At 44.8% G+C, this 11,845-nt stretch carries 8 protein-coding genes; 3 read left to right on the top strand and 5 right to left on the bottom strand.

Features of this window, described 5'->3' with window-relative positions:
• The coding region (locus QUB24_RS01845; RefSeq protein ID WP_333150066.1) for a Calx-beta domain-containing protein at positions 1–2,675 on the top strand (2,675 nt) is incomplete at its 5' end.
• 510 nt (positions 2,676–3,185) lie between these two features.
• On the opposite strand, the gene QUB24_RS01840 is transcribed toward QUB24_RS01845, so the two are convergent.
• Positions 3,186–4,802 (bottom strand): Ppx/GppA phosphatase family protein, encoded by a 1,617-nt coding sequence (locus QUB24_RS01840; RefSeq protein WP_333150064.1) that lies wholly within the window; start codon positions 4,800–4,802, stop codon positions 3,186–3,188.
• A gap of 210 nt (positions 4,803–5,012) precedes the next feature.
• On the opposite strand from QUB24_RS01840, the gene QUB24_RS01835 reads away from it, so the two are divergent.
• Positions 5,013–5,897, top strand: a complete 885-nt coding sequence (locus QUB24_RS01835; RefSeq protein ID WP_333150062.1) for a 4-hydroxybenzoate solanesyltransferase — start codon at positions 5,013–5,015, stop codon at positions 5,895–5,897.
• A 124-nt stretch (positions 5,898–6,021) separates the two neighbouring features.
• Here the strand turns inward: QUB24_RS01835 and QUB24_RS01830 are convergent, their stop codons facing one another.
• The 4 genes from QUB24_RS01830 to QUB24_RS01815 form a co-directional block, all read right to left on the bottom strand.
• Complete coding sequence (locus QUB24_RS01830; RefSeq protein WP_333150060.1) at positions 6,022–8,085, bottom strand: WD40 domain-containing protein; 2,064 nt, start codon at positions 8,083–8,085, stop codon at positions 6,022–6,024.
• A gap of 24 nt (positions 8,086–8,109) precedes the next feature.
• Positions 8,110–9,150: a DUF1822 family protein gene (locus tag QUB24_RS01825; protein ID WP_333150058.1), complete on the bottom strand. Its 1,041-nt coding sequence runs from the start codon at positions 9,148–9,150 to the stop codon at positions 8,110–8,112.
• Between the two features lie 206 nt (positions 9,151–9,356).
• The gene (locus tag QUB24_RS01820; protein WP_333150056.1) at positions 9,357–9,629 is read right to left on the bottom strand and encodes a hypothetical protein; all 273 of its coding nucleotides are present in this window, start codon (positions 9,627–9,629) and stop codon (positions 9,357–9,359) included.
• Positions 9,630–9,703: 74 nt separating this feature from the next.
• Positions 9,704–10,801, bottom strand: coding sequence for a tetratricopeptide repeat protein (locus tag QUB24_RS01815; RefSeq protein WP_333150054.1), 1,098 nt, complete (start codon positions 10,799–10,801; stop codon positions 9,704–9,706).
• Between the two features lie 242 nt (positions 10,802–11,043).
• On the opposite strand from QUB24_RS01815, the gene QUB24_RS01810 reads away from it, so the two are divergent.
• Positions 11,044–11,763, top strand: coding sequence for a hypothetical protein (locus QUB24_RS01810; protein ID WP_333150052.1), 720 nt, complete (start codon positions 11,044–11,046; stop codon positions 11,761–11,763).
• Positions 11,764–11,845 lie beyond the last annotated feature (82 nt).

The raw sequence follows: 11,845 nt of genomic DNA, 5'->3' as shown, positions 1-11,845 counted from the left end.
TTTTAGCCAACGACATCAACTCTGACGATGATGTATTGACGGCAACTAAAGTCACAAATCCCAACAATGGCACTCTCACATTCAATAATGATGGTTCGTTTACTTATACTCCGAATCCGGGATTTGTTGGACTCGATAGTTTTACTTATAGTGTCAGTGACGGGGCTGCTACAATCCCAGAAATTGTGGCAAATATTAATGTCACCACTACCGCTAAATTTAACTTCAGTAACGCCAATTACAGCGTTAATGAAAACGGTAAATTTGCCACAATTACCGTTACTCGCACTGATGCTACTAATTTGGCTGCTGCTGTCAGTTACAGTACAAGTAATGGAACCGCTAATGCTGGTAGTGACTATAACCAGACATCGGGAACATTAAATTTTGGCATTGGCGAAACTACTCAAACTTTCACGATTCCCATTGTTGATAATTCAGAGATAGAAGAGAATGAAACTGTTAATTTAACTCTGAACAATCCCACTAATGGAGCCGATTTAGGAGCGATTTCTAGTGCTGTTTTGATAATTGTAGATACTACTCCAACTCCAACTCCGACGCCTGGGGAAACTCCAACTCCAACTCCAACTCCGACGCCTGGGGAAACTCCAACTCCGACTCCGACGCCTGGGGAAACTCCAACTCCAACTCCGACGCCGACTCCAACTCCTGGGGAAACTCCAACTCCGACTCCGACTCCAACTCCAACTCCTGCGGAAACTCCAACTCCGACTCCAACTCCGACGCCTGGGGAAACTCCAACTCCAACTCCAACTCCGACGCCTGGGGAAACTCCAACTCCAACTCCGACGCCGACTCCGACGCCTGGGGAAACTCCAACTCCGACTCCAACTCCGACTCCAACTCCGACGCCTGGGGAAACTCCAACTCCGACTCCGACTCCAACTCCTGGGGAAACTCCAACTCCGACTCCAACTCCGACGCCTGCGGAAACTCCAACTCCGACACCGACGCCAATTCCGACGCCGACGCCTGCGGAAACTCCAACGCCTGCGGAAACTCCGACGCCAATTCCGACTCCGACGCCTGCGGAAATTCCAATTCCGACACCGACTCCAATTCCGACTCCGACGCCTGCGGAAACTCCGACGCCTGCGGAAACTCCGACACCCATTCCGACGCCAATTCCGACTGCGACGCCAATTCCGACACCAATTCCGACGCCTGCGGAAATTCCAACTCCGACGCCAATTCCGACGCCAATTCCAACTCCGACGCCAACTCCGACGCCAATTCCTGCGGAAACTCCCATTCCGACTCCGACGCCTGGGGAAACTCCAATTCCGACGCCAATTCCGACGCCAATTCCGACTGCGACACCAATTCCGACACCGACGCCAATTTCTGCGGAAACTCCGACGCCTGGGGAAACTCCAACTCCGACTCCGACTCCAATTCTGATATCTGCGGAAAGTCCAATTCCGACGGCTAAACCTGGGGAAACGCCGATCGCAACTGACAATTCGATCGCCCAAACCACATCTCCAACAACCGAAACCCCCACACCTGCGCTAATTCCTGTGGCTTCGGAAGACTGTATGTGCGATCGAATCACTTTACCCGATCGCACTTCCATTCCCGGCCCGAATATCCCTGAAAATACCCTCAACGGTACTGACGGTAAAGATACTCTAACCGGCAGCGATATTAATGACATCATCAACGGTTTCAACGGCAGCGACTTGCTAAATGGCTTATTCGGCAACGACAATATTTACGGTGGTCTTGCTAGCCCAGTTACTGTTGGCGCGGATGCAGACAGCGACACCATATTTGGCAACGAAAATAACGACTATCTCGTCGGCCACGCTGGGAATGACATTATTTATGCGGGTAAAGATCCTGATGTGGCGATCGCAGGCAAAGATAATGACATAGTTTGGGGCGACAAAGGCAACGATACCCTGCTTGGCGATGAAGGTAATGACAGTTTATTTGGCGGCACTCCTGATGCGTCTGACCGTGGCTTGACCGGAAAAGATTTGCTTTTTGGCAATAACGGCAACGACGTTTTGTACGGGCAAGAAAGCGAAGATACTCTTTCTGGCGGCGAGGACAATGATACCTTACACGGTGGCAAAGATAACGATATAATTTGCGGGGATTTTGGCAATGATTTGCTGTTTGGAGAGTTTGGAAATGACACCATCTGCGGCGGCGATGGCGAGGATACGATTTTTGGAGATATTGACAATATAGCGATGGATGCTAGCAGTCAAACAGATTATTTGTGCGGCGGTAGCGGCAATGATTTAATTTTTGGCAATGAAGATGCCGATCAATTGTGCGGGGGTGACGGTAGCGATACTCTGTACGGGGGTGAGGGTGATGATACTTTGATTGGGGGAATTGGCGAGGACTGGTTGAGGGGAGACTTCGGAAACGATACGCTGCAAGGGGGAAGCGGGCGCGATTACTTTTTCTTGACTGCGGGTGAAGGCCACGATGTAATCGCTGATTTTAGGCAAGGTGAAGATTTATTAATTTTAACGGGAGGGTTAACGGTCGATCGACTCAGCATAGTTGAAGAAAACACTACAACTTTTATCAAAATTGCCAACACGGATCAAATCTTAGCTAGCCTCAACGGCGTATCAGCTAATCTCATCACTCAACAGGATTTTACAGTAATGGGGCTACCTGGTTTGTAGATAATATGGAATCCAGTTGTATCAGAATGATCGCTAATATCATGTCCGATCGATTAATCATAATATCCCGGTCGGCGCGGGTTTTTGAGATGTCAATTATTGGCAGGTATTGTTGGTGAGGGGAGCCCCTACAAAAATCGCGATCGCTCGACTGGACATGATATTATATCATGTCCGGTCAATTAACCATGATTTCTGTAGGGGCGGGTTCGCCAAGATATTGAATAGAAACCGGAAAATCTGTAAACCCGCCCCGGCCTTTAATCGCGATCGCTCGACCGGACATGATATGAGACATTACTTCAATCTTTCGTATAGCGTCAGCAAATAGTCATATTGCATTGATTTCTCCTCTCTAAAATTAATCCACGCTGCCTTCTGAAGGCAGGCTAGGGCGATCGGGAGGACTGTAGAGTCAAACACAATATTGGTAGTAGACTTGGGATTAAGTTAAAACTGTAGGGGACGCGCGCACCCTACAGTTTCTCGTTTTCAGGCTCGGCTTTGTATTTAAACCGGAACCAGAGTCGGTTCCAAAGTTGCCACTAATTTGAGATTGTACTCATATTCAAAACACGGCTTTTTATAATCCAAACTCCAGAGTTCCAGAGCGCAATTGTCTTCGGGATTGAGCGGCTGCAACCGTAAGTGAAACTCTCGAACTTCCGGGCGGTATTCGCATTTAAAATCAGAAATTGCGCCAATCTGCCGCCTGTCTAAAGCCACAGCTAACCGCAGAAAAGGATGCAACTTACTGACAACCTCCCGGTATTTTTTCGGAAGAAAAATAAAACTTTCGTGCTTCTTTTTAGGAGGATTCTTCCGGTGATAGCGAGCCAAATTGGCAATTACTTCAATCTCAGTTTCAGTGTAGCCCAATAACTCACCATTGCGAATTAAATAGTAAGAATGCTTGTGGTGCGCTGAATGACTGACGTACAAACCGCAGTTGTGCAGAATCGCGGCAGCCCACAGCAACTCGCGTTCTTCGCTTCCCCAATAGTGTAGAATTCCTTGAGTTTGGTCGAAGAAATTGAGCGCAAATGCTGCGGTTCTTTCGCTTTGTTCTAAATTGACTTGATATTTGTCAGCCATGTGGAGAATACTGCGCTGGCGGATGGAACCTTGATAGCGCAAGCGGTTTTCAATCAAACCGTGGCTAAGCATCCAGTCAACAATTACGCCTTCTCTCAGAGAGCGATCGCAAACAGTCAGCGATTCAATTCCTAATAGTATCATAGCTTCCTGCAAAATCATCGATCCTGCCAGAATAATTTCCGCCCGCTTGTCCGACATTCCCGGAATTGCCAACCTTTCGGCATAAGAAAGTTTGCGAAAGCGATTGACTAAATCGCGCAAATCTTTTAAACTTAACTGATATCCGGCTAGGGGATTCGGCACTGTTCCCAACTTTTCGCGAGCGTTAATGGCAGCCAGAGTTTCGATGGTTCCAGCAGTGCCAATCAAGCGCAAAGGTTCGCCAGCATTGAAGTGAGAGCGCAATTCGTCGATCGGTCTTTCCAGCGAAATACGAATATAAGCTTGCAAATAAGCAAACTCCTCCCTAGTAATCGGGTCAGTTTTAACAAATTGTCCTGTTAAGCGAACAGCACCAATTTTTGTACTGGTGAGACAGCGAGGCTCTGAACTGTCTCCTAAAATCAACTCCGTAGAACCGCCCCCGATATCAATAATCACCTGGGACTGATTGTTAAACTCCATACCCGAAAGAACACCGAGATAAATTCTCCGCGCTTCTTCTTGACCAGAAATTAAACTCACATTCAGGTCTAATTCTTCAGCAACTTGTTTGAGAAAATCCCGCCCGTTAGGGGCTTCCCGAACCGCACTGGTAGCCACAGCGATAATTTGTTCGGCATTGAAAGTTTTAGCAATATCTTGAAAACGGCGCAGAGTGGCGATCGCCCTTTCCATAACCTCGGACTTCAAGCACCCTGTCTTAACCTCACAATCGCCCAACCGAACCGTATCTTTTTCTCTAGCAATAATCGTAAACGCGGGCAATTTCGGATCGATCCGCGCCACCACCATGTGAAACGAGTTAGTACCCATATCAATAGCAGCAATAATGCGATTTGACTCCGCAGAAGGAAGTGAATTAACCATTGGAGTATCGGGGTTGACAGATATTTATGATTATTTCACGAATCCAGTTAGGCATTCTATTAAATTAGCAAAAATCAGGAATTGCTGACTGGTCAAGACTTTTACCTGTTTTAAATTTCGGCAGAAGTGCGATCAGCAGCAGAGATAGTAAGTGATTGTGCTTAAAATTTGATAAAATCTAAAGTTAAAAATATCAAATCTAGAATTGAAATGCTTACACAGCCCGATCGCCAACCCGAATCCACATTGCTAACCGTCGTGAGGCTTTTGAGATGGGACAAACCAGCAGGAAGGCTCATTTTAATGATTCCAGCCCTCTGGGCCGTCTTTTTAGCAGCCGACGGGAGGCCGCCTGCAGCATTGGTGGGCGTGATTGTGTTGGGAACCCTAGCCACGAGTGCGGCTGGATGCGTCATCAACGACTTGTGGGATCGCGATATCGATCCCGAAGTAGAAAGAACGCGATCGCGCCCCCTAGCATCCCGCGCCCTCACCGTGCAAACGGGAATAGGAGTTGCATTAATTTCCTTTGCTTGCGCGGCGATTCTCGCTTTGTATCTCAATCCGTTAAGTTTCTGGCTGTGTGTCGCCGCCGTACCAGTAATTATCTGCTATCCACTGGCAAAAAGATTCTTTCCAGTGCCGCAATTAGTGTTATCAATTGCCTGGGGATTTGCTGTTTTAATTAGTTGGAGCGCCGCCGTTGACGAATTAGAATTAGCGACTTGGCTGCTGTGGGGTGCAGTCGTGTTGTGGACGATGGGATTTGATACAGTTTATGCGATGAGCGATCGCGAAGACGATTTGCGTTTGGGGGTGAATTCCAGCGCGATATTTTTCGGGGCTAATGCCGCTAATGCTGTGGGTTTTTTCTTTGTTGGTACAGTCGCTTTGTTAGCAGCAATGGGAGTTAATCTGCACTTGCACATTGGTTTTTGGATGGCAATTAGTGCGGCGGCTATTTTGTGGTTTTTGCAGTACAGTCAACTCCGAAATACGGAGCTTCCTAAGCCTGTTTACGGTCAAATTTTTCGCCAAAATGTTTGGGTGGGGTTTGTGATATTGGCGGGGATGATTGTTGGGGAGATTTTTTAGCTGACTTGGGGTTGGAAACCGCGAATGGAACCCCAGAAACCGGGTTTTTTTACGAAAAGACGCGTTGTAACCTAGAGATTAGGTAAAAAACCCGGTTTCTTTGTCGGAGTGGGTAAGTCCTGACTTAAACAGGAACGCGCCAAATTTTGACAGTAGCATCCGCACTCCCGCTGACCAAAGTTTGACCATCATAACTGAAAACAAGAGACTTGACTGGGCCGAGATGTTCCAGAGTTTCCAACAACTCTCCTGTGTGAAAATTCCAAATCCGAATCGTGTTGTCAGCACCGCCGCTGGCGAGAGTTTCACCATCGGGGCTAAAGGCAAGAGCATAAATGCTATCTGAGTGTTCTGTAAAGGTACGCAGCAGTCTGCCATTTTCAGTATTCCACAGTTGAATTGGCTGTTGGGAACCGCTAGCGGCGACTGTTTTACCGTCCGGGCTAATCGCAACACACCAAATTATCCCAATAGAAGAATCGAACCAAGAGGCTACGGCACCGAAAAAATCTACTGGTCTATTGAGAGTGTGCAGCAACTCTTCTTTACGCCAATTCCAGATTTTAACTGCACCATCTAAACTGCCGCTAACTAAAATGCGTCCGTCTTTGCTAAAAGCAAGGGAACTAACTTCCCAAACGTGTCCCCAGAGAGTTTTTTCTATTCTACTTTTTTGAAGATTCCAGATATCAATTGTACCACCAATCAGTGTAGTACCAATGTGACCGTTAGCTAGGGTTTGTTCGTCGGGACTGAAAGCTAAACAGCTTGTCCGCAGTGCTACCAAGGTATTTCCCAGACTTTGTTTAAATTTCTTATTTGCTACATCCCACAACTTGATACTGCCGTCAAAAAACTCGTGGTTGCTGGCACTGGCAAGAGTTTTTCCGTCGGGGCTGAAAGCAACATCAATTACCGCACTACTATGTCCGGTGAAGGTATGGAGTAATTCTCCTGTAGAAAGGTTCCAAAGTTTGATGGTTTTGTCCAAACTGCCGCTGGCAATAATGTTTTGATTGGGACTAATGGCGACGGAATTAACAACATCTGAATGATCTTTGAGAGTGTGCAGGCATTTCCAATTGAGCAACTGTTTCCAGATTAGCGGTTCAACAGCGGGGTTTTGACAAATTACGGGGAGCCAGCTAATACCAGGCAATTCTTTATTCTTAGCATCTTCCAACTTTCGCCTCGCTTCCCGCACGGCTGTGTACAAAGATTGGCTATTGGCAAAGGCGGCGAGAAAATCCTGCAAAAATTTTTGTGCGGCTTCGTCTGGTACGACTTCCCGCATGACAATACTTTGGGGTAAGTACAATTTGGCTAGCTGGTTAGCTATCCCTAAGCCGTCACAGGAGTTGAAAATTGCTAACTGCAATCCTTTGGCGATCGCAATTTTCATGGCATTTTTCAAGTCATCAATACTGATACTTTCAGAATCGCTGATATCAAACTCACCAATTTGACCGTCTGGTAGGGTTGAACTATGACCTGCAAAAAAGAAAATGTGCCACCCTTGTTCGTCTCGCAAATACTCCAGCAAGTCGGCTTTTTTGGGCTGGGTTAAAGGTGTAATTTCGGCACCGCGTTCAGCTAAATTATTTAATACTTGACGGTCAAAGCCAATATTAATCCCGTCAGTATTGCCAAATACTGCTAAAATTCTCACCGCTGATTTCCGACAGTCAGATTTTTTAAAGCTTGGCGGTTTAACAGTTAAGGTACTCAGAGAAATTTCTGAATAATGATAAGTTTCAGAAAAGAAATTCCATGCCGGCCAAGGTAGTCTCCGCAAGTTAGCATCGTCTGTTTGCAAAATAACTCTAATCTCATCGTTGGGCTGCAAGTGCTGCTGCAACCCATCGAGTATTTTTCTCCAGGATTTTTCACTGGAATTGAGCCATTGATTGATGTTGGATGCCAGGTTTTGTGCCGCGAGATTGTTAAAGACTTTCGCTCCTTCCCCTTGAACTTTGATGCGTGGTATGCAGCCATCATTATTCCTTGCAAAATTTGACTGCCAATCCTTCAAGGAATCAAGAATCTCAATATCGCCTAGGGCTGGCAGTCTGCCAACATCTCCCCAGATTAAGCTAAATGGCGTTACATCTTCTCGAATTTCCAGGTTAACCGGGAATCCTTGCTCAAAACTTCCTTCCATGATGGTGAGGATGACTTGTTTTTTCATAGGTGGCTCGGGGATTTTCAATTATTAAAAAGTTTCTGTGACGCTGGCATCTCCCAGAAGGAGTTTAACACTAAATCTTTCTCCCGGTTCAACGCTAAAGGTGAGTAAAACAGCGTTATCTGTACTGCCAGTTTGTTTATGCAATTGAGGAATCGGATTTCCGAATTCATCTAACACGGTTATTTGTAAACCAACTGGCAGGTAAACTGCATCCCCTGATGGATCGATCCATATTTTAGTGTCAATTTCTTCGTCTTTTGGTGTCAGTTCAACCGTCAAATTAACGGATTGATTTGCACCCAAATGAATCTGTTTTGCTCTTTCTACAGATTCTAGTTTTTCTTGGTTCGACCCTCGCGATCGGTTGCGTTGACTGCGAGTTAATACCAACCCTACTGGCTGATAGCCTTCACCAAAAATATTTTCATACATTTGTCTCACATAAATTAGCATCGAATCCTGCGTAATTTGCCCTAAATCGCTAACGGTCACTTTTAATAATTCGGCTAGGCGACCCGAGCTGTAAAGTTGTTCTATGCGATCGTATTCTGAACGCTCGCTTTCAAAAGCCAACAATGTACTACCTGATTCTATTTTCTGTACTATCAAAGGTTTTTCTAGAACCGATCCGAGGCGCTTGACAATTGCTTGTAATTGCAAATTGTCGGGATTCTCAAGCTCGATCCTAATGCGCCACCAAACCCGATCGGTTTCTCTACGCTCTTGAGAAGAGTCTCTTTTAAATCCTCGTTCTGCCAATTGATCGGGAATATCGATGGATTCAATATCCAGAGACTGATCGTATCTGAGAAGATTTCTAATATATTTATAAAGACGATCGGATAACTCATTTTTGGTTTGACCGTAGCTTTTATTATAAATAATTGCAATTTCTGAAGATTTTTTTCTAGCAAGTATGCCGTGCAGATTGTCTTTATCGTTGGGAGTAATGCTTTGGGGTTTTTCTGTTTGCTTGTAAGTTTTTTTGGCTTGACCCAAAGCTTTGTATAGGTCTTCTAGATACCAGTTTTTTTCGGCTAATTCTTCCAATTCTTTTCTGTTCATGTCAGCGACTCTGTAAAAAAATAACAGGACTTACGCTAGGGGCCAAGAAACCGGGTTTTTTACCGAATCAGTCGTCTACAATCAAGTATTTTCGTAAAAAAACCCGGTTTCTAAACACTCGTGCGTAAGTCCTCAATAAGTTGAAATTTCCAAAAAGTATGACACCTGTCATATCTCGTCATATCGCAAGTAATATTCATGCCTCCCTAATCTAGCGATCGTAAATCTAGTTGACTTGGAGACAAGAGTATGAATTGCAAAGTCTTGATTTCACCCCTCCTCATTGGCTCGATCGCACTCGGCAACATAACTTTGGTACTAGCGGCAGTTTCAGGTGCTTCAATCGCTCCCATCGCCCTTGGGTTAGCCACGACTAACATGATACCCCGAATTTGTAAGGATCGAGATGGGAATGAATACCCCTGTCCTTGATTGATACTAAATCTCAAACAAGTGCGATCGCACTTAAGTAAATCCACCTAAAAAACACAATTACCCGATACCCGAATTCTTAAAGAAGTCGGGTATCTCACCGCGCGATCGCATTTTACATTTAATTAGAACCACCTAATTGCTTGAGACGCTGACGAGCCTTACCAATATAAAAGTCTTCATCTGGCTCATCGGACTTAGCATATTTCAGACAGTTTTTCCAAGATTTCACAACTTCTGCATCATTCCCCAGATTTTCTTGCACTTGGGCCATGATGCCATAAGTTAAACCCCGATCTCTCTGTAGTTTAACAGCATCTTGCAACTTGTCCAAAGCTTCTTCATAGCATCCTTGTTCCTTCCAAGCCCAAGCAAGGTAAGTTAACAACCCTGCTTTGACTATTTTGTCATACTCAACTTTCTCAGTTTCCAGCAGCTTTAAACCGTTCCCTATTTTTTCAACTGATTTTCGCAAATCTTTATATTCAATGATATACAAACGGCCCAACTTGCAGTAAGCAGCAGCCAAGCCTAGGAATGCTGCATCCTGATATAGTTCCATAGCCCGATCGACTTTCCCGGCTTCCTCATGCATCAATGCTTGATTATAGTAAGTCACTGCATTATCTGGGTTAATTTTAAGAGCAAGCTCGAACTCCTTTCTAGCTTCAACTAATTCGCCAGCTTGTTTTAAGTTCAACCCCCGATTGTTAGCATCCTTCGCCAAACCTAAAGGGGTTATTGGATCTTGAATAGGGCTGGATTTAGGAACCTCTGGCTGTTTGACTTTCCGGCGTTCCCATTCTCCCTGTGTCTCTTCTTTTCCAAATAGCCAATCCCGATTTTCTTCCTTACATCGAGAGTGAAACTTCAGAACAAAACACCATTTGTCCGAACCAGTAATTGTTTTGGAATTCGTTACGCCCCGCTGGTCTTCCATGATGTTCAATTGTTTCAGACAGTGAAGGGCATTGCGGATTTGCTCTTTGTCTAAGGTTTTACCCCATTTCTGTGTCAGCTCAACCAGATCCTGTAGCCTTGTCTTTTTCACCCACAGGTGAGTTCCTTCCCAACGAGTGTTGATATATTTTTGAAGGCTTTCACAATTATTAAATTTTTCCAAATCCCCGTCAGTAAAGCAGTGTAAAACTTCAATTAATAGCTTTGCACTCTCTTTACCTTTCTTCCAGTTAAGATTCCGACCACTATTGTTCTGCATGAGCGAATCCAGAAAAAGGTTTGACAAACCTTGGGACTCCCAAGGTTAAATTGCAAGGTTTATACTTTCCCAAGCTCCTAACCGCGATTATACCAAGGTTTCAGCCACCTTGGAAAAATTTGCTTGGGTTAATTTAATCTTCTATTGTAAGTGGGGTAAGTCAAAAAGCCCGTCTTTGACTGGCTTTTGAGAAAATTTTTAATTCAGTTCGATTTGCATACACTTCTTTGAGGAGGGTGATTATGGATCGCATAGATAAATTGAGGTTGGCACTGGAACAATATTCTGATCGCACTCCTCAAGATGAGCGGTTATGTAAGCTAATTCTAGCAATTTGCTCGGAATCACGGGATAATCCGCAGCGTCGAAAATTGGTCGATCGATTATTGCGGCAACTGCAACTGTTACCAAAATTGTCAAAAAGTTCTCATCCCTATTATTATGAAGCAGTTAATAAAACTTGGGAATGGTTAGAGAAGCACCTTCACGAGTTTAATCCCCGACGTTCTCCGATTCAAGCCAGTCTGACGACTTGGATTAACGCTTATCTCAGATATCGAATTCACGATTTACATACTACCAAAAATCAAAAAGAGCTGTCCTTAGATTTAGACGCTTTAGAACGCAGCGGATTTTACAATGACTATTTAGATGGTTTGGAGATGGAAATCGAACGGATTGAAAAACAAGCTTTAGCTTGGAAGATAGTACAATACATCAGGCGAGATCCCGAACAAAAACTTCGGAAATGTCATCCTCGAAACCGTCCCGACTGCAACTGTCAAATTCTTGTTCAAAGATTGTTTTTGCAGCAGTCGCCAGAAAAAATAGCAGTCATCGCCCGACAGTTAAATATCAAGACACAGACTATTTACTCTTTTTGGAAAAGGACGGGATTGTCCAAACTGCAACGAATTGGCCGACACATTGCTCAAAAAAATTCTGATTTTATGTCTGGCTGATTGCTGATTGTCTGAATCTGGCGCCATTTATACGCCAGATTTAGAAAGGATCTCGCCCTTCATTGAATTTGGTTTTTTCATA

Origin of the sequence: Microcoleus sp. B9-D4 (assembly GCF_036705105.1) — a bacterium.
Lineage (GTDB): Bacteria > Cyanobacteriota > Cyanobacteriia > Cyanobacteriales > Microcoleaceae > Microcoleus.
This window is presented reverse-complemented; position numbering and strand designations above follow the sequence as displayed.

Coding starts and splice junctions, on each gene's coding strand:
- QUB24_RS01840 (WP_333150064.1), bottom strand. CDS start 4,802: ATGGTTAATTCACTTCCTTCTGCGGAGTCAAATCGCATTATTGCTGCT.
- QUB24_RS01835 (WP_333150062.1), top strand. CDS start 5,013: ATGCTTACACAGCCCGATCGCCAACCCGAATCCACATTGCTAACCGTC.
- QUB24_RS01830 (WP_333150060.1), bottom strand. CDS start 8,085: ATGAAAAAACAAGTCATCCTCACCATCATGGAAGGAAGTTTTGAGCAA.
- QUB24_RS01825 (WP_333150058.1), bottom strand. CDS start 9,150: ATGAACAGAAAAGAATTGGAAGAATTAGCCGAAAAAAACTGGTATCTA.
- QUB24_RS01815 (WP_333150054.1), bottom strand. CDS start 10,801: ATGCAGAACAATAGTGGTCGGAATCTTAACTGGAAGAAAGGTAAAGAG.
- QUB24_RS01810 (WP_333150052.1), top strand. CDS start 11,044: ATGGATCGCATAGATAAATTGAGGTTGGCACTGGAACAATATTCTGAT.